The organism is Sphaerochaeta sp. (assembly GCF_050256055.1).
Lineage (GTDB): Bacteria > Spirochaetota > Spirochaetia > Sphaerochaetales > Sphaerochaetaceae > Sphaerochaeta.
Window position 1 is genome coordinate 35,955 of sequence record NZ_JBFWIJ010000001.1, and the last position, 24,077, is coordinate 60,031.

Sequence of the window (24,077 nt, forward strand, 5' to 3'; positions counted from 1 at the left end):
TCATGGAATCGGAAGAAATCCTCATCACCAGTTTGCAGTCCCCATACATCGAACAGACGAAAACCTTGATGATGCGTTGCTTCGAACAAAGCCTGCATTCCATTTTTTTCCTCAATCCCGACACCACCTTGATCGCTCTGCAGGGAGAGACCGTGGTCGCCGGCCTGAATATGGATGTCTACCAAGTCAATGCCCGGGTGAAAATGGGATACTTGGGTTGGCTCTATACCGATCCGGCTCTGCGAGGCAGGGGCCTTGCCGGAAGATTACTTTCCCAGGCACTGACCTTTCTGATGCAGCTTGGATGTACCGATGTCGCCGCTTGTGTGGAAGGGGACAACCCGGCTTCCTTCAAGCAATTGGAAAGCCGAGGGTTTTCCCCTCTCAGCCTCAGTTCCCAACTTCTGCGTTTCCGATTCGGTACCCTGCATGTATACCGCCATGCCTCCCGGTTCTTCGATATGGGGTATTTTCTTTGGCACAAACGTCTGGACGGCAGCAGAAATCCCCCGTTTCCGACGAACATGCAGGCCTTTCTCTCCACCCTTTTTGCCAATACACTGCTCGCTTCCCTGCTGGTCTTTAATCTGAATCTCCCAGCCTTGCTCAAAATCCATCTTCCCTGGATCCCCGCAAAACCATCTTTTCTGCTTTGGGCCGTTCCCTGCATCAGCTTGTCGGTGAGAAATGCAGCTTCCTTCCTGGCCGGCAAACGAATGCATGCAAAGCTCGTTTACAAAGGGTGGGACACCGCCTACATCACCGGCCTGCTCGTTCCCCTCCTCTTCGCCCTTCCCTTCCCAGTCCCCGGCAATCTCTATCTTGCAGGTAGTGACTGGAAGCTCTCCGAGCAGGAAGGCGTGCTGACGAACATGGCCCTTGCATCCCTGTCGGCCCTTGCCTTGCTGTTTCTGTTCCTTCCTACACCCTATACCCTGTTGTTGATCCTTCTTGACGGCTTGTTCTTTTTCTATCCCTTCTGCGGGTTCAATGCCTCGCGTCTGAGACGAGGCAGCCGATCAGTAAGGCTTTTCTCTGCATTGGTTGTACTTGCCGCTTGTGCATCTCTGTTGGTATACTGATTCCATTATGGATGACCCGTTACCTAGGTTGGGGTGCTCAGAAGAACACCCGATTTCACACAGGATGGTCAGGGGGTGTACATGCAGGTACAACTGACCGTCATCATTTTGTTGTTGTTGCTCTCCGGTATCTTTTCAGCTACCGAGACGGCATTCACCTCTCTCTCCTTCGTGCAACTCAAGACTTTGGAGAATCGAAGAAACAAAGCAAGTAAACTTGCCTATCGACTCAGCCAGAAGAGGGAAGAACTCATCACCACCGTATTGGTGGGAAACAACGTCGTCAATATCAGTGCATCCTCCTTGGTGACCACTTTCGCCATCAACTATTTCTCAAGTCATGCAATCGGGTATGCAACCGGAATCCTGACGTTGGTGATCCTCATCTTCGGGGAGATCACCCCCAAGCAACTGGCATTGACCCACAATATGAAGATCGCAGTACTCATGGCGTATCCGATGCGATTTCTTCTGGTTGTTTTCTATCCGATAGTCTGGTCGCTGAAGCATTTCTCCTCGTTGATTACCCGGCTGTTCGCATCCCATGCCGAACCGGTCATCACCACCGAGGGCGTCATGCACATGGTTGATGCAGCCGAGGATGTCGGATTGGTGGACCAATACGAGTCAGATTTGATGCAGCGGGCGATCCACTTCAGTGAAACCCAGGTCAAAACCATCATGACACACCGCACCAATGTATTCTGCCTCAGCGATGAGCAGACGATACGTGCTGCATTCCCTTCCATCGTAAAATCAGGGTACAGCCGTATCCCGATCTTCCATGAGAGTCCTGAAAACATCATCGGCATCGTATTGGTTCGGGATATACTCAAGGCGCAATTGCAGAAACGCATGGACAAACCGATCTCCTCCATTTTGCGTAAACCCATGTTCGTACCCGAGCAGATGCATCTGGATGATGTCTTTTATCTTTTCAAGAAAGCAAAACTGCAACAAGCAATCGTCTTGGATGAATATGGGGGATTCAGTGGTGTCGTGACTATGGAGGATGTAGCCGAACAGTTGTTCGGGGAACTCTACGACGAGCATGAGCGGCGGCATCCGGACCGAATCGTTGAACGCCAGCAGAACCCGGGAACCTATCTGGTCATGGCGGACACCTCATTCCAGCAATTGGTGGATGAACTGGACTTGCTGATTGAACCGACGAAAAACAAAACCTCGACGGTGGCCGCCTACCTTTTGGATTTGATCGGGGATATTCCCGAACAAGGGGAAGTGGTGCAGTCTCCATTAGGAACATTCAGAATCATTTCCATGAAGGGAAACAGAATGGAAGCGGTGGAATTTTCCCCGACCATCGATGACGGAACCCTGTAAAACGCGTTGACTGAACAAGGATGCAAGGGTATGATTGCTCCCATGAGCAAATACCCCTTCCATGAAATCGAAACCAAATGGCAACGCTATTGGGAAGAACACCAAAGCTTTGCAGTAACCGAGGATGAACGTGTTCCCGCCGACAAGCGGATGTATGTATTGGATATGTTTCCCTACCCTTCCGGGGCGGGGCTTCATGTAGGTCACCCCGAGGGGTATACCGCCACCGACATCTATTGCCGGTTCCTCAGGATGCAGGGATACAATGTGCTGCATCCAATGGGGTTCGATTCCTTCGGCCTGCCGGCTGAGAACTATGCCATCAAGACGGGGACGCATCCCAGAACGACCACGGAAAAGAACATTGAGAACTTCCGCAAGCAGATCAAGAGTCTGGGATTCAGTTATGATTGGAACCGGGAAGTCTCAACCCACAGCAGCGATTACTACCGCTGGACCCAGTGGATTTTCCTTCAGCTCTTCAAAAAAGGGCTGGCGTATGAGTCCCACACCCCGATCAACTGGTGCGACCAATGCAAAACCGGTCTGGCCAACGAGGAAGTAAAGGATGGCAAATGCGAACGATGCGGTACTCCGGTCGTACGCAAAAACATCCGCCAGTGGGTGCTCAAGATCACCGAATACGCCGACAAATTGCTCAATGATCTCGATTCCCTTGACTGGCCGGAATCAGTCAAACTGATGCAGCGCAACTGGATCGGGCGAAGCGAGGGTGCATCGGTCTTCTTCAGGATCGACGGCCTGGATGCGCAGTTGGAAGTATATACCACCCGTCCCGACACCCTCTTCGGAGCCACCTACATGGTCGTCGCCCCGGAGCATCCTCTGGTCTCAAGCCTCACTAAGAGTGCACAGACCGAGGCGGTCGCCGAATACCTTGAGGCAAGCGCCCGTAAGAGTGATCTGGAGCGTACCGATCTGGCCAAGGACAAGACCGGGGTGTTCAGCGGCAGTTATGCAATCAATCCGGTGAATGGAAAACGCATTCCCATTTGGATCGCCGATTATGTATTGATCAGCTACGGAACTGGCGCCATCATGGCGGTTCCCGCCCATGATACCCGTGACTGGGAGTTTGCCAAGAAGTTCGACCTGCCCATCATTGAAGTACTGAAAAGCGACATCGATGTACAGACGCAGGCATGGACCGAGGACGGGCTTCATGTCAACAGTGATTTTCTCGACGGTCTGAACAAGGAAGATGCCATCAATGCCATGCTTTCCTGGTTGGAGGAGCACAAGCTCGGCTCGAAGGCGGTCAACTACAAGCTACGTGACTGGGTGTTCAGCCGCCAGCGCTATTGGGGAGAACCGATTCCCTTGGTGCATTGCCCGAAGTGCGGTACGGTGCCGGTGCCCGAGGACCAGCTTCCGCTGCTCCTGCCTGAAGTAACCAGCTATGAGCCAAGCGGCACCGGAGAAAGCCCTCTTGCCAAGATCGACAGCTGGGTGAACACCACCTGTCCGGTTTGCGGAGGTGCCGCCAAGCGGGAAACCAACACGATGCCCCAATGGGCTGGTTCCTGCTGGTATTACCTGCGGTATCTCGATCCCAAGAACACCGAATGCTTCGTCTCCCCGGAGAAAGAACAGTATTGGATGCCGGTTGATTTGTATGTCGGAGGGGCTGAACATGCAGTATTGCACCTGTTGTATGCCCGCTTCTGGCATAAGGTCCTCTATGATCTGGGAATCGTCAGCACCGCTGAACCGTTCAAGCGTCTGGTCAACCAAGGGATGATCACCAGTTATGCCTATCAGCGAAAGGACAAAAGCCTTGTTCCGACGGATATGGTGGAAGAAGTCGGAACAGATGTTTTCGTGGAGAAAGCCACGGGGCAACAACTCGAACGCGTGGTTGCCAAGATGTCCAAAAGCCTGAAGAATGTCATCAACCCGGACGAGATCATCAACGAGTATGGTGCGGACTCCATGCGCATGTATGAAATGTTCATGGGACCCTTGGAGGTTTCCAAGCCCTGGTCCACCACCGGTTTGATCGGTGTCTACCGCTTTTTGGACCGCATCTGGCGATTGTATGACGAGAAGGGTGTCAGCGAAGATGCTCCGTCCCTGGAGCTGAACAAAACGCTGCACAAGACAATCAAGAAGGTGACCGGCGATACCAACAACCTGAACTTTAATACTGCCATCAGCCAGATGATGGTGTTGGTCAACGAATTGTACAAGGTGGAGACCTTCCCTCGTGAAGTTGCAGAATCCTTGGCAAAACTGCTCGCACCCTACGTTCCCCATCTTGCAGAGGAATTATGGCAACGGTTGGGTCAGACCGAAAGCCTCACCAAAGTGAGCTGGCCGACCTATCAGGAAGAGCTGACCGTTGATGATGAGATCGAGCTGGTCTTCCAGATCAACGGAAAAGTACGATCCAAGACAACGGTAACCAAAGGCCTGGACAAGGATGCTTCATTGGCCTTGGCCAAGGCGGATGAGAAAATCCAAGGATGGTTGGAAGGTAAGAGCATCGTCAAGGAAATCGTGGTTCCGGACAAACTCGTGAACATCGTCGTCAGATAACCTGCAAAGGGAGGCTTTCACGCCTCCCTTTCCTATTTTTCCAAAATCAGATTCACTGAAATGTTGCTTTCAAAGTACTGGGCATCGGATGCGATTGGATTATTGAATCTCGCCCAGATCGGGATGGAAGCAACTTGCGGAAAATCCAGACGGTCGTTGCTGTAAAACAGAGGATGGGTGGCATCAAGATCGGATCCGTCCTCGGTGATCAGTTGATAGAGAAACAGACGCGTACCATAGGAAAGCGGCGTATGGGAAACCAGGATGCGTCCTGGACAGGGATTCTTGGTGATCACCCGCAAGGTGCATACCGGAACACTGCGTGGACTTTCGTTGCGCCCATCTTCCAGGGAAAGGATGTTCAGCTGTACATCGGCACCAATCGTCTCCAAGGTGATGGCAGCGGGCAGGGCAATACAAAGCAGCAACAACACCATGCAGAGAAAACCCGAGCGAAGTCCTCGGGTTTGAAGAAAGGGTTTGTAGAGGGGTTGCACCAAACTCAGTACATTCTGCATATGTTGCGTTTACAGTAACGTAGGGAGAAAACCTGTGTCAAGGGAATCAGAATATACCGTTGATAATTTGCTATTTGAAATAAAGAAAATCCATGGGATAGGATAAACAAATTATTATAATATTGTATATTACAAGGAATCCTTATTAAAACTAACTCTCTCTAATCTTGTGTCATATCAATTCGATCCCAGAACTTTTGCCAACCCACCTTTCGACGTCTCTCGATAGAGGGAAGGAAGTGCCTGGCCGGTTTCCATCATAACCTCGATGACATTGTCGTAGGACACTTTGTGCCGCCCGTCTCCCAACAAGGCATAGGTACAGTGGTCAAGGGATCGCATGGCGGCCAAGGCGTTTCGCTCGATGCAAGGAATCTGTACCAAGCCGCGCATCGGATCACAGGTCAAGCCAAGATGATGTTCCAAGCCCATTTCGGCAGCATACTCAATCTGGAAAATGGTACCGCCCAACAAGTGGGTGGCGGCGGCACTTGCCATTGCACAGGCCACACCGATTTCTCCCTGGCAACCCACCTCGGCTCCGCTGATGGACCCATTGGTTTTCACTACATTGCCGATAATCCCGGCGGTAAGCAAGGACCTGAGGATCTTGACCTTGGGAAGCTTGTATTGCTTGGCCAGATAGTAGAGTACACCGGGAAGCACTCCGCAGCTACCACAGGTGGGAGCAGTCACAATTTTGCCTCCGCCTGCGTTTTCCTCGCTGACGGCAAGGGCATAACTGAGCGCCAAGGCGGTGTGTCCAAGCGGTCCGGTGAACTCACTGGCTTTGGAATTGTACTGACTCGCCTTTCTTGCAAGCTTCAGACCTCCGGGCAGCACCCCTTCGGCATTCAGGCCGTTTTCCACCGCCTCACTCATGACCGTCCAGACTTCCTCAATATACGCCATGATTTCCTGCCCTTCGAACTGCAGGGCGAACTCCCAAAGCTGCAGCCCCTCTTCAGCACAGTAGTCAAGAATCTGGCGCATCTTTGAATATTGTTTGGGATAGACCGACGAAGAGGCTTCCGCCTCCTCTCCCTCTCTGACAATCTTCCCCCCACCGACGCTGTAATAGGTCTGTTCAGCAAGGGGGGAACCATCGTCGCCGAGTTCGCGCAACGTCAAGGCGTTGGGATGAAAGGGTTTCTCGATATCAGGATACCAGACGATTTCCACATCCTTGGAGGATGCGGCGAACACTTCCCGCAAGGCTTTGTCCGTCAAGTGACCTTTCCCGGTAGCCGCAAGGCTTCCGAACAAGTCCGCTTCATAACGGGCCCCCTGGGGATGTAGCTTGAGAAAATCAGTCGCCGCAGCGCGGGGTCCCATGGTATGACTGCTTGATGGACCATATCCTATCCTATAGAGCTCACGAAGAGATTCCATAGTCGAACTGTATAGATTTCTTGCCAAAAAGGGAAGCCGTTTCCTACCAGAGGGGTGCCTTTCCCAAACTGGTGAGGTAACGTTGTGCTTTCAGATCGGCAAAGAGAGTGAGACACAGCGAGCGTTCCTTGTTCCACCATCGCTGCACTCCTGAGTCGACATCAAGGGTTACGGATTTGTCCCAAATACTCCAAAAGGAGGTCTGATCGATACGCTCTGCAACCCAATATCCTTGGGGAAGATCGGAAAGGATAACCGAGAGATATGGGTACCGTATCAGGTTTTCTGCAACAAAGCTGCCGCTGAGCAGGTCCATCAAGAGCGAAGATGCATCATATCGGCCGGGATCACCCAAGGCGGTAAACAACGATGACGGGACCACCCGTTCCACCGCCTCGTACTGCTGCGGATATACATTGAGCAACAGGCCGGCAAGTTTCCCCTCCTCTTGGCTCAGTCGTACGGTATCACCACTTCCCGGATACCAAAATCCTCCGTACGGGTTCAGGGACGAAAGTGGATATGCACAGAAAATGGTGAGATGGTCGCGTGACACCGGGACGGAGAGCTCGGTTTCTCCCTCTTTCATATGCACGGAAGTCCGCACCCCACCACCAGCGGTGTATACCAGAGTGTTCCATAGCGGATGATGGGCCGCCTCAGCCCACGGATGGGGTTGATCAAGGACCACCTTGACAATCCTCATTTCCAAGGGATTCACGTCACATGCGCATAAAAGGCAGCAACACAGCAGGATGATGAACCATTTCACATCTCACTAGGGTAAAAGGTACCCTTCCCGCTTCAATTGTTGGTGATAGGTCTGCCTCCATCGGAAGAATAGGCTCCGAACAGTTTCACTCTGGTAATCCGCATACGTCCATGGAAGGATCTGAAACTCCTGTTGGGCGAACAGCAGCGTCAGTTCCGCGTATATACCATCAGAAAGGGGGATCCGGTGGGCTCTGCCTTTGGTGGTTGCCAAGATAAGATTGGAAAGAGAGAGCAGACCGGGGTCCAGATTGATGGTCCTTCGACCTTGGAAGCGATACCGGTCCTCCAGATGGTTGGTCTGGTGTTTCAGCAGAGCCAGAGAAGAGGGATCTACCAATTTGGCAAAGCTCAGATAGAGACGCAGAGGCTTCGCCCCCATTTCCTCATCGTAGTAGTTGGTGAAGGTGAAGGGGCAAAGCTCACTCTGTTCCAATACCGGACCGAAGAGCTTCTGCAATTCGTCGAAAATGGAAGGAAGAATCGAAGCGTGCTGGATCAGAAGCCCCATCACCAGACGACAGGGAAGGAATGCACGCTGACTCCCCATATCAGAGGTTGGAGGTATAGGTCCCCAGGACCCGTATCGACAGACAGATGCCCTCCAGTTCCTCCAAGGCAACCGCAAAGGCTCCTTGATCCCCCAATTCCGTCTCCACGAAGAACGAATATTCCCACGGTTTTCCCGGAATCGGACGGCTTTCGAGCTTCTTCATGTTCAGCCCATGCTTGGTCAGGACCAGCAAAGCCTCAAACAGGGAACCGGGGCGGTCGGGTACGGTGAAACGCAGCGAAGCCCGGTTGACCGGCGCGGTGGAACGATAGATTTCCGAACGCTCCTCCCTGCAGATGATGTAGAATCGGGTATAATTGCGGGCATTGCTTTCAATCCCCTCGGCAAGAACCTCCATGCCATGGACCTTTGCAGCGGGAAGGCCTGCGATGGCGGCCTTGGATGGGTCGTTGCATTCCTTCACATAAGCTACCGCCCCAGCGGTATCGAAGAAGGGAATGGCTTTGGCCTTCTGCATTTCCCCGGAAAGGAAATCCGCACACTGGGCAAGCCCTTGCGGATGGGAGTAGATTTCACGGATCTGTTCCTTTTTCGTCCCGGGCAGGGCGATCAGATTATGGATGATCCTGACCTGTTGTTCCCCGACCACCTGTATGGCCTCATGACGGTCAAGCAGATCGAGGTTCTCGTAGATTGTTCCTCCCAGGGTATTCTCCACCGGAAGCATTCCATATGCCGCCTTCCCTTCCAGAACCGCCTCAAAGACATCGGAGAAGGACTTGCAGGGAAGTACTTCGGTCTGTTCGTCGAAGGTCCTGCGAATTGCCAGTTCACTGTACGCACCACGTTCACCTTGGAAGGCAACCACCAGCTGATCAGAAGGCGCAACATCGGTCTTTTTGGCAGAGGAAACGGCAGTGGATTGTAGACGGGGGATGCGCTCCAAGGATTTGCCGACCACAGCACTGAGTGCCTGAAGGTCCCGCATCAACTTCTCAAATTGGGTAGGATACAACGACTGCGGTCCATCACTGAGCGCTTTTTCAGGATTGTTGTGCACCTCAACGATCAAGCCGGAGGCACCGCTTGCAATCAAGGCAAGACTCATCGGACTGACCATATCCCTCAACCCGGTGGCATGGCTTGGATCGCCGATGACCGGAAGATGGGTCATTTTCTGTACAACCGGAATGGCCGAGACATCCAAGGTATTGCGCGTGGCACGCTCGTACGTCCTGATGCCCCGTTCGCACAAAACCACCTGATCAGTACCGCTGGCCATCAAATACTCTGCAGCCATCAGCCATTCCTCGATGGTGGCACACAGCCCGCGTTTCAGGAGAACCGGCATCCCGGTCTTCCCCACGGCCTTGAGCAACTCGAAGTTCTGCATGTTCCGCGCCCCGATCTGGAACATATCGATGTACTTGGTCATCATCGCAGCATCACTGGGATTTACAATTTCCGTGGTCACCGGCATACCATAGGTTTCGCCCGCTTCCTTGAGATAGCGAAGCCCTTCCTCCCCCAAACCTTGGAAAGCATAGGGACTGGTTCGTGGCTTGAAGGCTCCCCCGCGCAGGATCACTGCACCCGCTTCCCGGACGCTGGCGGCCACCGAGAGGATCTGCTCTCGGGATTCAACGGCACAGGGGCCTGCAATAATGGCTATGCGGTTGCCTCCGATCTTCACGTTGCCGACAGTGACAATCGTATCCTCTTTCTTCAGTTCACGAGAAGCCAACTTGTACGGCTTGCTGATGGGCACCACATTCGCGACGCCTTCCAGCATCTCAACTTCCCGAAGGTCGAGCGTGCTCTGCCCCACCGCACCGAAGACAGTTTCTTCCTGTCCAACGATTTCTTTTACGGTGTAACCCTTTCCCATAAGGAAGGAACGAATCGATTCCTTCTGCTTCTCGCTGATCTGTTTCTTCAGTACGATTATCATGAAAATACGCTAGAGTGTTAGGCGAAAAAGGTCAAGTAAGCGTTGCTTTTTTCCCCGTTCCATGCTACCAGATGTCCTATGGATGAACAGTATTGGGATGAAATTTTCGCACATTTCAGAGCTGCAATAGAAAAGGAAGGGGGGATCCTCCCGTCGGTTTCCCTGATCGCAGAAAAGGAAAACGATCCGTTCAAGGTCCTGATCGCAACCATTCTCTCACTCAGGACGAAGGACGAGGTCACCATAGCGTCGGCTTCCCGTCTCTTTGCCTTGGCAGAGAATCCTGATGCGATGCAGCATCTTTCCCTATCGGCCATCCAGGAGGCGATCTACCCGGCGGGATTCTACAAAACAAAAGCGAAAACCATCAAGGAAATCAGCAGAATCCTGGTCGAACAGTATGCAGGCAAGGTACCGTCAACCCAACAGGAATTGCTCAGTCTTCCGGGAGTCGGGGTCAAGACGGCGAATCTCACCTTGAATCTTGGATTTCAGATTGAAGCCATCTGCGTCGACTGTCATGTCCATCAGATTGCCAACCGCATGGGTTGGGTGACGACCAAAACACCGGAACAGACGGAAAAGGTCCTGCAGCAGGTGATGCCCCGCAGGTTCTGGATCCCGCTCAATGAATTGCTGGTTCGGTACGGACAGCTTATCTGCACCCCAATCAGCCCTTTTTGCAGCAAATGCCCGGAATCGGACCGATGTCCGAAGCTAAAGGTCACCCGCTCCCGTTAATATACGTCCCTTACCACTGATGCAACGGAATCAGCTTTCCCCAGAGTATAGAAATGCACTCCGGGTACACCATGGGCCAAAAGATCCTTTGTCTGCTGCTTGCACCAATGCACGCCGATTTCCTTGATCTCGGAAAGTTTGGCGGCTGAATCCAGCAAGTCAACCAATTCAGCAGGAAAATCAATGTGGAAGGTCTGGGGAATGGTGGAGAGATCCCGCTTGCTGCCGATCGGCTTAAGGCCTGGGATGATCGGCACTGTGATTCCAGCAGCCCGACAGGCATCGACAAACCGATAGTAGACACTGTTGTCGAAGAACATCTGGGTCACGATGTACCGGGCTCCGCATTCCACCTTGTGTTTAAGCATCTGGATGTCGTGTTCCAGGTTGGGTGCTTCGGCATGTTTCTCGGGATATCCAGCCACCCCGATGCAGAAATTGGTCTTCTGGGCATTCTGTAGGTTCTCATCCAGGTATCGGCCCTCGTTGAGGTCCATGATCTGGCTCACCAACTGGCTGGAATGCTCATAACCACCTTTGACCGGAACAAAGCGCTTCACCCCGTTGGGGGGATCCCCGCGAAGAGCAAGTACATTCTCGATGCCGAGAAAATGGAGTTCCACCAAGGCATCCTCAAGCTGATCGGCATCCATACCGCCGCAAATCAGGTGGGCCACCACAGGAATGTTGAACGTGTATTGGATCAATGCAGACAAGGCGATGGTCCCCGGGCGCTTGCGGACCGTGCGACGCTCCAGAAGGCCGTCTGTCCGCTCTTGGTACACAACTTCCTGTTGATGGTTGGTCACGTTGATGTACGCTGGTTCAAACTCGGAGAGTTGACGCACCGTCTGCAGCAACGACTGGGCGTCCCCGCCCTTGAGGGGAGGGACCAGTTCAAAGGTGAACAAAGGTCGCTTGGCTTGGTTGAGAAGATCGATCACTTGCATGGATTCAGTATTCCATACCACTGAGCACTGTGGCAAGCTCCTGTGATGAAAGACCTTTCCTTTGTGCATAGACAGAAAGCTGTTCTTCGCTGATTTGCCCAAGACCGAAGTAGCGGACATCATTCCCTCCCAACAGCATTCCGCAAACCGAGGAAGGAGGATCCATCGCATAGCTTTCGGTCAAGCGGACCCCGATTTTGTTGGTTGCATCGAGCAGGTCGAACAACGTCGCCTTCTCACTATGATCATTCCAGGAAGGATAGCCGGGAGCCGGACGCAGGTATTGCTGCTGCGCATCACCCCATTGCTCGCACAGAAGTTGCTGGGCCATTTGGGCAAGGGCTTCGGCCAGACGATCGGCCAAAAGCTTCAGACTCAGGACCTGCTCGGTCTTCCCCTCCCGCTCCAAGACCTTCAGGTACGGATCCAGCGAGAGGGCTGAGGTGGAGACGAACAAGCCGACCGTATCCTCCGGTGCAATCATATCGGCAAGACAGAGTCCGGTATCCTCGTTGCGCAGGAAATAGAAGGAGGCGGTGCCTACGCTGACTTGCAGGCGATCACTTCGGGCAGGGAACAATCCGTAGACGATTTTGCTTCCTGTCTCGAAAAGCCGGCGGATCTCGATCTGTTGCAGCAGGTTCCGAGCATTCTCAACCAATCTATGTCCTTCGTCACTGTCGTAGGGGACCTTCCAAGCTGCACAATACATACGCCAATTGATCATCTCGATTAAGGCATCCAAAGACGGGGAAACCACGGTATGCACCTCGTAGGAACGGGCTTTCGATCCCTGTTGCTTTTGGTGGGTTTTCTCCAGTGCTTCGAAATATCCGGACTGTCTGCGTTTTTGGCGCTTTGCATCGTGTTGCTCACGCAGACTTTGGTAAGAAACCCCAAGTTGGTGCAGATACTGTTGTCGCTGGGGACCCGTCACCGCCAAGGCTGCAAGCGCCATTGCCGAGGCATCCTTGGTATGGATGACCGCATCCTTCGTCAAAGGGGAAAGCTTGACCGCAGTATGCAATTCACTGGTGGTGGCTCCGCCTACGAACACCGGGACATCCAATCCCTCTTGGGCGAACAGCGTGATGACCGATTCCATCTCCTTCAGGGACGGAGTGATCAAACCGCTGAGGCCGACCAAGTCGGCTTGGTGGGTACGGGCTGCTTCCAAAATGGTTTGTCCGTCGACCATGACCCCAAGATCGATTACCGTAAAACCATTGCACCGGAGAATGAGATCAACGATGTTCTTTCCAATGTCGTGGACATCACCTCTGACGGTAGCCATCACCGCTACGGGTTTCCTTTGATTACCCGAATTGCCGGTATCATGCTGCAAATACTCAGTGATTCGTGGTTGGAGGATATCGACGGCCAGTTTCATGGTACGAGCACTGCGGACAACCTGCGGCAGGAACAGCTTGCCTTCACCAAAGAGCCTTCCCACTTCTTTCATGCCGTCCATCAAGGGCCCCTCAACCAAAAAGAGGGGGTTCTCATCGATAAGTTGCGAAATATCCGAATCCAGATAGGTATGGTCCCCTTCGAGTACGGCATCATATAGACGCTGCAAGGGGGTACGATCCGCTCTGCTCGATTTCTTCTGCGGCTTCTGATCCTGTTGCATCTGCAAAGCAAGGGCGATCAGATTCGCCCGAATCTGGGAAAGGTCCTCACCGTCCGCAAGAAGGGCGTCTTCGATGATGGTGCGAACCGATGCATCCAGTGCAACGGCATCGACCAATGAGGCTGGATTGATGATCGCCATATCCAGATCAGCCAAGGACAGCAGCACCGCATGCATGGCACTGCGCAGCGCATCGTTGCCGCGGAAGGAGAAGGATAGGTTGCTTACCCCTCCGCTGGTATGACAGCGGGGATACAATTGCTTGAGCGTTTTGGTGGCGCGAATGAAATCGCGGGCGTAGGTGTCATGCTCCTCAATACCGGTCGCAATGGCAAGTACGTTGGCATCGAAGATGATGTCCTCTTCTGCGATGCCCGCCTGACACAGCAGGTCATGACTACGTTTTGCAATGGCGATCTTGCGTTCGTAGGTGGCAGCCTGACCATCCTCATCAAAGAGCATCACCACCATCGCATGACCGTGGCGCGCTATTTGCCTGGCACGGGAGACGAACAATGCCTCTCCTTCCTTGAGGCTGATCGAATTGACCACACCGCGTCCCTGAACCTCGCCAAGAGCCCCTTCTATGACCGACCAATCAGAAGAATCGATCATGATCGCCGCTTTACTGACCGAAGGATCCGCTCCGATATGCCTGAGGAATTGTTTCATGCTCGTTGTGGCATCGAGCATGGATGCATCCATGCAGACATCCAGCATTCGCGCTCCCTGGGTCACCTGTTCACGGGCGATGGAAAGCGCATCCTCCCATTTTTCTTCCTTGATCAGCCGGGCGAATTTCTTGGAACCGGCCACATTGGTGCGTTCCCCTATCACCAGAAGGGAGTGAGGATCGACCGTGATGGATTCCAAACCGGAAAGCTGCAAGGAGGATGCCTTTGGAGGAGGAATCCGGACACGACCTTCCGAAGATACCTGCTTCAAGGCCTTGATGTGCTGGGGGGTCGTACCACAGCAGCCTCCAAGGATATTCAGCTTGCCTTCGGCCAATACTTGGCGTAGCTGTCCGGCCATCTTTGATGCATGCAGTTCATACGCCCCTTCCTTGTCGGGAAACCCTGCGTTGGGGTGAGCGCTTAGGTAGAGGGAGGTACTCGCCGAAAGTTCCTCGATCAGGGGAAGCATCTCCTCAGGACCGGTCGAACAATTCAATCCGAGGCTGAACAGCGGGTAAGAGGAAAGACTGGTAATGAATGCACCGAGAGTCTGGCCGCTGAGCGTTCGTCGGCTTTGGTCGCTGAAGGTTACGCTGACCATCAAGGGAACGGTCCGTTTGACTGCATCCATCGCCTCAAGGCAGGCAAGAATGGCGCTTTTCGCCACCAAGGTATCAAACACCGTCTCGATCAGGAGCAGGTCGACATTGTTTTCCAACAATGTCCTCGCCTGTACGGTGTACATTGCCAGGAAATCGGAAAATTCATACGGCCTATACGCCGGATCCTCTACCTTCGCAGAAAAGGAGAGCGCACGGTTCGTCGGTCCCAATACACCGGCGACAAAGACGCTTCTGTTTGATGAAGATTCAAATTCGGAGGCAACCTTGCATGCCAAGGCACAGGCTGCCTGATTAATCGCCACCACCTCGGAATCGAGCTGATATTCCTCAAGGTTGAATGCGTTGGCACAGAAGGTATTGGTCTCGATGATATCGGCTCCAGCTTGCAGGTATTGCTGATGAATGGAGGCGATGACATCGGGGCGGCTGAGATTGAGAATCTCATTGCATCCCACTGCCGAGTGGGAGCCGAAGCGGTAATCCTCTGCACACAGGTGATGACTTTGGATCATGGTCCCCATTGCACCATCCAGCATGACCACCCGCTCAGCAAGCAGTGCCGTAAGCTGTTCGATTTTGTTCATATCAGTCCAGTACCTCCAAACAGCCTCCTACGGCCAAGGTGGAACCCATGACCACCACTGCACTGAGAACCTCAGCTTTGGCGGCCAATTCCTCACATACCCGTTGTACATCCTTCGCTTCCTGCACCCGGTTGCAGAAAGCGGTGGCATAGGCGTCGGACAGGGCGGCATCCGTACAGGCTACCATTACAGCGTCCGCTTTCCCGAAACTCAGGGAGTGTCCGAGCACTCCCGATGATGTACACATTCCCATCGGTCCATATTTCGGGTCGACGAGGATAGAAAGATTGCCTGAAAAGCGACTTGTCGGTGCAAATAACTCAACTGGCAACGGTTTGAGGACATCAATATACAGATCTCCTCCATTTTCAACCACTATCTCTGATAAGGAGAAATGCGCTTTCAGGTGCATCCCCACCGTCTGGGCCAGTGCACCGGCCACACTTGCCATCGGCCCGACCCCTGCAATTTGTCCGGCTGTGCACATACGATGGAGAAACGGCGTAGCCGATTCCTTGGATTCGATCGGCACCAGACTTGGGATAAACCGGGGGTCCTCATACCCCAGGATCTCAAGCCTGAGCTTCCGTACCAAACCAGCTGCTTCCGTTCGCAAAGCCTGTGGGTCAACCTGGCCTTGGTAGCCGATCCAAAGATCACTTTCCTGAATGCACAACTGTACGGAAGTGAAGCGAGAGGAGCCCATCGTCTTGCGGTAGGTCCGCTCTTGGTACATCCCCTAGGCCTCCCGTTCGTGCGAAACTTCAAACAGCCGCATGGGACAGGCTTGAACGCACAAACCGCAAACCACGCACAAAGAAACATCGAATACAAGTTTTGCCTGCTCGTTCATCTGCAAGGCACGGGAGTTGCACACCGCGGTACAGGCACCGCAATCGATGCATCCCTCTTCCTTGAAGAGCAATTCCTTGACCATCTCGGAGACAATAACCCCGATGTCGGAAAGATAGTGGACGCTTGCATCCAGATCGCCTTCGGTTCCGGAAAGCTCGACGATGAGCTTCCCACCCCGGCCGCTTGCAACATCTGCATTGAGTATATTGATGTCGACGTCATAAGAACGGGCAAGTTTGCTCACGATCGGTTGTTCCACCAAGGTTGGGGAGAAACGCAGGGCGTAGCGTCGTTTCATTGTACACCTCCTTCACGGGGTACCAGCGGTTTGACAAAACTGTCCTGGGGGAACATCTGCACCGGTTCGGAAAGATAAAAGCGTTTTTCCTTGATCCACGTGGCAAGCAGGTCGGCAATCTCACGGGCTTTGGCCACCGAGGAGAGGGGAGCGGTCTTGACCACCTTGCCATCCCCCATGGTCACCGAACCGCTTGCAAGCTGAGCATAGGTTACCGAACCAAGAGCCGGGTGCCCTTCCTGACCGTAGTCGAGAATGGTGGTCTCGATTTGGTCATTGGAGATGGCAAGATGTTCTGCCATCCGCTCATCCAACACCGGGATGGGGATTCCCACCCCTACGAACATCGAGACTCCGTATTTCTCATAGTAGGCGGAACGAATGTAGTCGGTGGACATTTCCTTTGCGTCTCCGATCAATGCAAGCGTTGCACCGGGCAATTTGGGAATACCATGCTCATTGCGTTCCCGTCGGGTGTTGAACTGCGTTCCATTCCAAGCGACGTACCCGACACTACCTCCCAGGAAAATCCTCGTCCCCAGTCCGATGGTCCGCAAATACGGATCATTGAGCAAAGGGCTCAGCTCCCCGCTGGTTGAATAGGTGATGTTGCTCAACCGTGGCAGCAAGCTGCCCATATAGGTATACTTGATGCGATTGGTGCTGTTTGTGGCTGCAGCATAGTTCTGGTAGGCGTTTCGGGGGTTGAACAAGTAGAATTCGTTCACCGTTTCCTTATTGATCCAGGTATCGATTTCCTTGGTGGGATAACAATCAGTCCCCTTTCCCCTGGCATGCAGGCGCACATCCTTGCCGGCGATCAAATCCTCGATGACATTGGCACCGCCGTAGGTGGGGTCGAACTTCGATTCACTGGTCGCACCGATGTAGGTATCGACAGCCGCAAGACCTTCGTAGGCGCTTACCCCATTGAGGGTGATTTCCTCCATCCTGATGCCCGGCGACCAATGGCCGAAGTTGATGATGGCACCGGAAGAGCACATCGGTCCAAAGGTAGCAGTGGTGACAATATCCACTTCATCGGCAAGGGAGGCGAGATCGCGCTCCTTCGCCATCCGGGTGAAGGCTTCGGCGGTGATCACCACCACCTTGCCTGCCTTGATCTTCTCGTTGATCTGGGCGATCGTTTTTGCCATAGACGCTCCTATTCGCTGAACTCGACCCCTTCAAGGGTCAAGACGGGGATCAAATGATAGGCAGGTACCTCATAGGGGTGGCTGTCCAGCAAAGCCTGGATGGCTTGGGCAGCATGCGCTTCATCAACCACCAATTCTACTCGCCACTCGGGCACTTGTGCAAGCGTTCCGACCTGCCCCTCGAAGGGAGAACTCCCTTCCAACGGCTGGAATTGCCCGGTTCCCAAGGTTTGGAAGCAGCACTGGTCGTATCCAGCCATCCTGCCCGCCCCGGCACAGAAAACCGCTTCCTTGACCACCTCGAGGTGAGTCTGGGGAACATAGAAGACCAGTACGTACATCTTTCCTCTCCTTTGGATAGTTCGTATGATACGGTATGGTAAAGCTTCTGGTATTTCTCGGCAACCCTGGAAAGGAATATGAAAGAACCCGTCACAACGTTGGCTGGATGGCGTGCGCCCATGCGTTTCCCTCCGCAGTATGGACACAAAAATTCCATGGTCTGATTGCTCAGACGCAAGTCTTCAGACTACTCAAGCCGATGACCTATATGAATGCAAGCGGGCTTTCGGTGCAGGCCTGTGCTTCCTATTATCAATACAATGTGCAACAGATCCTTGTCATCCATGATGACCTGGAATTGCCCTTCGGGACGGTTCGACTCCAGGCGGGAGGCGGTCTTGCAGGGCACAATGGGCTGAAGTCCATCAAGGAACAGCTGGGAAGCGACCAATTCCTCCGCCTGCGTATCGGCATCGGCAGACCGCCTTTTGGCTCGGTATCCGCCTTTGTGTTGCAACGCTTTACCAAAGATGAGGAGATTTCCCTTTCTGTGGTGTTGGATTGTATAGATTCAATGCTGAAAGAAGATTTTACAACACTTCCAGTAACAAATACATTAGTCTAACAGCCTCCGTTCTCCAAGAAAGGGGTTACAACCGTTCGCTCTCATGGTATACTTGGCTTACCATTCAGGGATGGGTCCACCCGCAGGGAGGCGTGATTTGATTACACGTGATTTTCGCATTTCAGTTCGTACCAGAACTGAAATGGATTTTTTTCCAGCGTTGTTTCCGTCTGATTCCGATCTCGCAGAGCTTTACAAGCAAGCCACGGAACTCGCCTATCTCTACAACAGCAAAGTCAAAACCAAGGGAGGAAACGATTGGGTGTCGTCAGGTAAACTGCATGCCTGCGCTGTACTCCACCAGCTCTACCAAAGCGTCCTTTCGCATTACCTTGAGGATATTGAACCGGACTTTTTCACCCGCCTCACCGCATTGGTGAACAAGAACCATGCCACCGGTGAAGTGCTTGCCTTCTATATGAAGGAATTCCCCTCGCCTTTGTTGGTGCAACAGACGCTCGGCTTGGATTATTTCTATGAAGAATCATTACGAGGGTATTTCATCCATCAGGTGATGGGAGAGAATCCCGCCTTGATCAAAGCGGCTAAACCGTTCCTTGCTCCCGAAGGTATGACGTTCCCCCAGGCAGCCCAAGCTCTGACTGCGCTGATGGGCGGGTACACCCAGAATTCGGCGCTGATGGGAAACAGTGACGAGGATATCTTCTCGTTCCTTACCCGTCCGGCCAAACTGTACCCCGATTCCCTGCTCGACCAGATCGCCTATATCCTGGAAGCATGGGCTGATTTGCTGCCTCAGGAGTTGAAGACGATGTTGCTTCGCGCCATCGACTTCGTCCAGGAAGAGGACAAACCCCACTTTCCTCCAGTCGGAGCCGGAGGCAGTCCCCAGATGGTCGTTCCGGATTATACGCATTTCGACCATGAATACGAAGCATTCACCGCCGACCGCAACTGGATGCCCAATGTCATCATGATGGCAAAGTCCACGCTGGTCTGGCTTGACCAACTGACCAAGGAATATGGGTATCCGATTGATACATTGGACAAAATCCCCGACCAGGAGTTGGAACGCCTTGCTTCGAGCGGATTCACCGCCTTGTGGCTGATCGGGTTATGGGAACGCAGCAACGCCAGCAAGAAGATCAAGAACCTGTGCGGCAACCCGGATGCCGAGGCTTCGGCATATTCATTGAAAAATTATGAGATTGCACAAACCATCGGGGGGTGGCAGGCTCTGGACGGCCTTCGGCAACGATGCGCCCGCTACGGACTCCGTCTGGCAAGCGACATGGTACCCAACCATTGCGGCATTGATGGGGATTGGGTCTTCGACCATAGTGAATATTTTATCCAGCAGCAGTACCCCCCCTTTCCGTCCTACACCTATGACGGGCCGAATCTCTCGGATCATCCTGACATCGAGATCAAGCTGGAAGACCATTATTACGATCGCACCGATGCGGCGGTCACCTTCAGGCGAAAGGATTTGAGGACCGGGCGGACAAGCTATATTTTCCATGGCAACGATGGGACTTCGATGCCTTGGAACGATACCGCCCAGCTCGATTTCCTCAATCCTGCAACCCGTGAGGCGGTATATCAGCAAATCAAGCATGTGGCATCGAATTTCCCGATCATTCGCTTCGATGCAGCAATGACCTTGGCCAAGAAACACATTCAGCGCCTGTGGTATCCAAAACCTGGACACGGGGGAGATATCGCCGGCCGTGCCCAATACGGCATGGATGAGGCTTCCTTCAACCAAAGCATTCCCCAGGAATTTTGGCGTGAGGTGGTCGATCGGATCAATGAGGAGCTTCCCGATACGCTGCTGCTTGCTGAGGCGTTCTGGATGATGGAAGGCTATTTTGTCAGGACCCTGGGCATGCATCGGGTCTACAACAGTGCATTCATGAACATGCTCAAGAACCAGGAGAACCAAAAGTACCGGGAGACGATCAAGAACACAATTGCCTTCGAGCCGGAAATTCTCAAGCGGTTCGTGAATTTCATGAACAACCCTGATGAAGAAACCGCCATCGCCCAATTCGGGGATGGGGACAAGTACTTTGGTGTCTGCACCCTGCTCTCGACCATGCCCGGACTGCCGATGTTCGGCCATGGCCAGCTCGAGGGATACCGGGAGAAGTATGGCATGGAATACCGCCGTGCCTATTGGAACGAACGCCCCAACCAATATCTGATCGAACAGCATAAGATGCGGATCTTCCCCCTCCTCAAGAAACGCTATCTCTTCAGTGGGGTGGATTATTTTCAGTTGTTCGACCTGTACCATGAAGCTTCAGTCCAGCAATCGGCATTCTGTTATGTCAACGGGACGGAACGTGAACGAGCCATGGTTCTGTACAACAACCAATATGAGGGAGTCCATGGATGGATCAAGACCTCGTCTCCCAAGCTGGTCAAACAAGGGGATGACAAGCAGACGGTGACCACAAGCCTTGCCGAGTCCTTGGCCCTTACGTTGGGCGGACGGCGTTATCTGATTTACGATTCATTCTTGGAAGGGCTCACCTACATGAAACCATCACTTAAGGTGTATGACGAAGGACTTCCGGTACAGCTTCAGGGGTTCGAAACCAAGGTATACCTCAATATACGGGAAGTGGAGGATGTGGACGGTACGTACTCGGATCTCTATGCCCAAATCGGAGATTCAGGGGTGGCCAACCTGGAACAGGAAATACTCGCCTTACGACTCAAGCCGGTCTATAAGGCGATGGAAACCTTCCACAGCGATCATTTCATCAAGCAAATCCGTCTATTATTGGATGGAAAAGCTACCAGCAGAACGGAACGGACGCTCATTCTTACCTTGGCGGAAGCCTATACCCATCTCTCTGCCGTGGTGGAAAACCTCCATCCTGCGGCCAGGAAATCCCTGCCTTCCTTACCGCGGGAGGTGAATCCTTCCGACATGCTGACTGAAGTCAAGCGGATGGCCGTCCTGTTCAAAAAAGAAGAAAACCGGGTATTCCACCACGGGAGCCATATTCTGGATGAGCTGGAAGCGGTTTGTGCTGCGTCCCTCTTCCTCAAACCATTTCTGGACAAGGATAGTACGATTTCTGAGGCCATGGTGGCCAGCGACACTTTGTTGCTTTCCCGGTTCTTCTCAAAGGAGCTGTGCGAAGCGGGATTCGTCCTGGACGAGGGACGCAAAGCCTGCCACAGTGCCGCAATCTTGGCAAGCGCGGCCAATATGGTGGACGACAGCTTGGAGGATCCGAAGAAAATTCTGGCATTGTTGCTTGAGGACCCAAAGCTTCGCTCGTATGCCCAAATCAATGAGTACCAGAAGGTGACGTGGTACACCAAGGAGGCAATGCAGGAGATCATCTACCTTTCGGCTCTTTCGCTGGCCATCCACAAGGGGATGACAAACGGGGAAACCTACATAAAGGTCCTCATGGAAGCGGAAATGCAGGCAGGCTACCGTCTTGATCAGCTCTTGGCCTGAAGGCCGGTGTTTGATTGACTTGGTAGGGTTGATAAGATACTCTTGGAAGCTATGAAGACTTGGATAAGTTATTTGGCTGCAATAGCCCTTGGACTGGCGGCAACCCTATTATTTGGAGAATCAGGGGTGTTTCAACAAGTGATGTACACCCTCACCGCCTTGTTGGTGCAACTCGGGGGATTCGTATTGATCCCCTTGGTGTTTTTTGGATTCTCCTCGGGCATCGCATCGCTGCGCAAGGACAGCAAGGGAGGAGTGTTCACCCGAACCACCATCCTGTGGAGCATCCTGACCACGGTTCTGCTTTCCTTTTGTGCCGCCTTGGTATTCAAGTTCTTCCCTTCCTATTTTCCGGCAAGCAGCAGCGCAGGTACCGATGCTTCCAAACTCGCCACCCTCGCACCGCAATCCCTTTCCACATTGTTTGAATCGATGCTGCCCATCAATCCTTTCTATACGTTGGCGAATGCCGAAAGCTTCCTGCTCCCGGTCATGGTAGTCGCCTTGGTGTTCGGCTATTTCCTCAAACCGAATGTGGAAGTCATCCGTCCGGCCTATGTAACCATGAACTCATTGAGCGAGACGATGTTCCGTCTGGCAAAATCCTTCAGCACGATGGGACATTTCTTTGTATTCATCGCCTCTTCCTATTGGTTGAGCCACGTACAACAAGAAGGAACCATCTTCGTAGCAGGACGTTTCTTGCTCATGCTCCTCGCTTCCACCTTCCTGGTCCTGTTCATCATGCTTCCTCTGCTGTTTGCGCTGCTGACCCGATTCAAGTCCAATCCCTATAAGATACTCTATCGTATGATAGCATCAGCCTCGGCAGGACTCTTTACCGGAAGCATCTTCTTTTCCAGCCCGATAACCATCTCACTCTCCCGTCATAATCTTGGGTGCCAGAAGCGGGTAAGTGCCACCGCAATCCCACTCTATACCTTGATAGGGAGAGGTGGTTCGGCGATGATCGCGACCTTAAGCATCCTCAGCCTGCTCTATGCTTCCACGGCGACATTACCCTCCGACAAGGTCATCCTGTTTTCTGCACTTGCCAGTGCACTCTTTGCCTATGCAAGTCCGTTGTACCTGGGCTATGAGGTGTTTTTCATCACCATCATTGCCCTGCAATTTCTGAAAATAGACCTGTATGGAGCACAGATGACCTTGGTGGCCATGATGCCGATCCTCAATGGCCTGGGTATTTTGGTCGATTCCTATGTTGCGGCCTTCGGTTCAGCCTATACCTGCCAACGCATGGGAGTGTTGCTCGAAAGCGCCTATCGGGATACGCTGTAACAGGATATGGGAAAGAACCTTCGATTCATCCTCTTGGGCATCCAAGCTTGTATCACGCTGTTATTGTCCGCTATGATCGTGCAAGCGATGGTAAGTTCTGTTCAGCAGGGACTTTGGATGGTAACCAGAACGCATCTGGTGCCTTCCTTGATCCACCTTTGGGTAGCGCTGATCGCCGCCCTCTTGCTCTGTTTCCTCTATCGGGCGAACATCGGGGCCGAGGCACGGGTGTTGCCCTTGCTCTTTTTGATGATCAGCCTGGGCAATGTGAAAATCCTTCCACTCTATGGCTCAATTACCCACATCATCCTGTTCAGCCCAAGTACGATCGCCGCCCTGTATCACTTTTCCCTACTCTTCGGATCCTTTTTGTTCCTAGCAAGCGGACTGTTCCAACAGACGATCAACCCGACTAAGCTCGGCCAATACTCCTTTGTCGGAGCTGCAAGCGCCTTGCTTCTCTCCTTACTGGTACCGGTTTCGGCCAGCTCCGCCTCGTTTCTCTGGGAAGCCAGTGTCACCAATCCTCTGTTTCTGGGTATCTGCCTTTTGATCAACACCCTGGCCATCCTCACCTTTCTGATCGCCATGATCGAGGAACAATTCAGCAGACAGACGACGGTACGTTGCCTGTCATTCATCTTGATGATCGCAGGCAATGCCATGGTTACCATCAGTCAGAATACCATTTTCAACACCTTGGGGTTGTTCCTCTACGTAGCGGGGACCGTCATCCTGATTCTGGCGACCAGGACCTATCATATCTGGACGTAGGGA

General features: G+C 53.0%; 19 protein-coding genes. 8 read left to right on the forward strand and 11 right to left on the reverse strand.

Annotation, left to right across the window (positions count from 1 at the left end):
• The first annotated feature begins 2 nt into the window (after nucleotides 1–2).
• The 3 genes from AB7C91_RS00135 to leuS all read left to right on the forward strand — a co-directional run bounded on the left by AB7C91_RS00135 (nucleotide 3) and on the right by leuS (nucleotide 4,985).
• Nucleotides 3–1,082, forward strand: coding sequence for a GNAT family N-acetyltransferase (locus tag AB7C91_RS00135; RefSeq protein WP_332447405.1), 1,080 nt, complete (start codon nucleotides 3–5; stop codon nucleotides 1,080–1,082).
• A gap of 81 nt (nucleotides 1,083–1,163) precedes the next feature.
• Nucleotides 1,164–2,426 (forward strand): hemolysin family protein, encoded by a 1,263-nt coding sequence (locus tag AB7C91_RS00140; protein WP_332447406.1) that lies wholly within the window; start codon nucleotides 1,164–1,166, stop codon nucleotides 2,424–2,426.
• Nucleotides 2,427–2,468: 42 nt separating this feature from the next.
• Nucleotides 2,469–4,985 carry a leucine--tRNA ligase gene (gene leuS, locus AB7C91_RS00145; protein WP_428588346.1) on the forward strand — a complete coding sequence of 839 codons (2,517 nt, stop codon included), beginning with the start codon at nucleotides 2,469–2,471 and terminating at the stop codon, nucleotides 4,983–4,985.
• Between the two features lie 32 nt (nucleotides 4,986–5,017).
• On the opposite strand, the gene AB7C91_RS00150 is transcribed toward leuS, so the two are convergent.
• The 5 genes from AB7C91_RS00150 to aroF form a co-directional block, all read right to left on the reverse strand.
• Nucleotides 5,018–5,503 carry a hypothetical protein gene (locus tag AB7C91_RS00150; RefSeq protein ID WP_428588349.1) on the reverse strand — a complete coding sequence of 162 codons (486 nt, stop codon included), beginning with the start codon at nucleotides 5,501–5,503 and terminating at the stop codon, nucleotides 5,018–5,020.
• Nucleotides 5,504–5,680: 177 nt separating this feature from the next.
• Nucleotides 5,681–6,895, reverse strand: coding sequence for an L-serine ammonia-lyase (locus tag AB7C91_RS00155; protein WP_428588352.1), 1,215 nt, complete (start codon nucleotides 6,893–6,895; stop codon nucleotides 5,681–5,683).
• Nucleotides 6,896–6,938: 43 nt separating this feature from the next.
• Nucleotides 6,939–7,667 carry a hypothetical protein gene (locus AB7C91_RS00160; protein WP_428588355.1) on the reverse strand — a complete coding sequence of 243 codons (729 nt, stop codon included), beginning with the start codon at nucleotides 7,665–7,667 and terminating at the stop codon, nucleotides 6,939–6,941.
• A 6-nt stretch (nucleotides 7,668–7,673) separates the two neighbouring features.
• A complete protein-coding gene (locus AB7C91_RS00165) occupies nucleotides 7,674–8,216 on the reverse strand; it encodes a DUF4416 family protein (protein WP_332447411.1) in 543 nt (180 codons plus the stop codon).
• A gap of 1 nt (nucleotide 8,217) precedes the next feature.
• On the reverse strand, nucleotides 8,218–10,131 hold the full coding sequence (aroF, locus tag AB7C91_RS00170; RefSeq protein WP_332447412.1) for a 3-deoxy-7-phosphoheptulonate synthase: 1,914 nt from the start codon (nucleotides 10,129–10,131) through the stop codon (nucleotides 8,218–8,220).
• A gap of 78 nt (nucleotides 10,132–10,209) precedes the next feature.
• On the opposite strand from aroF, the gene AB7C91_RS00175 reads away from it, so the two are divergent.
• Nucleotides 10,210–10,872 carry an endonuclease III domain-containing protein gene (locus tag AB7C91_RS00175; protein WP_428588359.1) on the forward strand — a complete coding sequence of 221 codons (663 nt, stop codon included), beginning with the start codon at nucleotides 10,210–10,212 and terminating at the stop codon, nucleotides 10,870–10,872.
• On the opposite strand, the gene metF is transcribed toward AB7C91_RS00175, so the two are convergent.
• Genes metF through AB7C91_RS00205 form a run of 6 tightly spaced genes read right to left on the reverse strand, consistent with a single transcriptional unit; the run spans nucleotide 10,869 to nucleotide 17,990 of the window.
• Complete coding sequence (gene metF, locus AB7C91_RS00180; protein WP_332447414.1) at nucleotides 10,869–11,822, reverse strand: methylenetetrahydrofolate reductase [NAD(P)H]; 954 nt, start codon at nucleotides 11,820–11,822, stop codon at nucleotides 10,869–10,871. The genes AB7C91_RS00175 and metF overlap by 4 nt on opposite strands.
• Nucleotides 11,823–11,826: 4 nt before the next feature.
• Entirely contained in the window at nucleotides 11,827–15,339 is a 3,513-nt protein-coding gene (gene metH, locus AB7C91_RS00185; RefSeq protein ID WP_428588362.1) for a methionine synthase, read from the reverse strand.
• 1 nt (nucleotide 15,340) lies between these two features.
• Complete coding sequence (locus AB7C91_RS00190; RefSeq protein WP_428588365.1) at nucleotides 15,341–16,075, reverse strand: UPF0280 family protein; 735 nt, start codon at nucleotides 16,073–16,075, stop codon at nucleotides 15,341–15,343.
• A 3-nt stretch (nucleotides 16,076–16,078) separates the two neighbouring features.
• Nucleotides 16,079–16,492 carry an NIL domain-containing protein gene (locus AB7C91_RS00195; RefSeq protein ID WP_332447417.1) on the reverse strand — a complete coding sequence of 138 codons (414 nt, stop codon included), beginning with the start codon at nucleotides 16,490–16,492 and terminating at the stop codon, nucleotides 16,079–16,081.
• Nucleotides 16,489–17,649 (reverse strand): homocysteine biosynthesis protein, encoded by a 1,161-nt coding sequence (locus AB7C91_RS00200; protein WP_428588368.1) that lies wholly within the window; start codon nucleotides 17,647–17,649, stop codon nucleotides 16,489–16,491. The genes AB7C91_RS00195 and AB7C91_RS00200 overlap by 4 nt, the downstream gene beginning before the upstream one ends.
• Before the next feature lie 8 nt (nucleotides 17,650–17,657).
• Nucleotides 17,658–17,990, reverse strand: coding sequence for an NGG1p interacting factor NIF3 (locus tag AB7C91_RS00205; protein WP_428588371.1), 333 nt, complete (start codon nucleotides 17,988–17,990; stop codon nucleotides 17,658–17,660).
• A gap of 35 nt (nucleotides 17,991–18,025) precedes the next feature.
• Here AB7C91_RS00205 and pth point away from each other — a divergent pair, with 35 nt between their 5' ends.
• From pth to AB7C91_RS00225, 4 genes are all read left to right on the forward strand, one after another.
• Nucleotides 18,026–18,556, forward strand: coding sequence for an aminoacyl-tRNA hydrolase (pth, locus tag AB7C91_RS00210; RefSeq protein ID WP_332447420.1), 531 nt, complete (start codon nucleotides 18,026–18,028; stop codon nucleotides 18,554–18,556).
• Between the two features lie 142 nt (nucleotides 18,557–18,698).
• Nucleotides 18,699–22,001 carry an alpha-amylase family glycosyl hydrolase gene (locus AB7C91_RS00215; RefSeq protein ID WP_332447421.1) on the forward strand — a complete coding sequence of 1,101 codons (3,303 nt, stop codon included), beginning with the start codon at nucleotides 18,699–18,701 and terminating at the stop codon, nucleotides 21,999–22,001.
• Between the two features lie 51 nt (nucleotides 22,002–22,052).
• Nucleotides 22,053–23,300 (forward strand): cation:dicarboxylate symporter family transporter, encoded by a 1,248-nt coding sequence (locus AB7C91_RS00220; RefSeq protein ID WP_332447422.1) that lies wholly within the window; start codon nucleotides 22,053–22,055, stop codon nucleotides 23,298–23,300.
• Between the two features lie 6 nt (nucleotides 23,301–23,306).
• A complete protein-coding gene (locus AB7C91_RS00225; protein WP_332447423.1) occupies nucleotides 23,307–24,074 on the forward strand; it encodes a hypothetical protein in 768 nt (255 codons plus the stop codon).
• Nucleotides 24,075–24,077 lie beyond the last annotated feature (3 nt).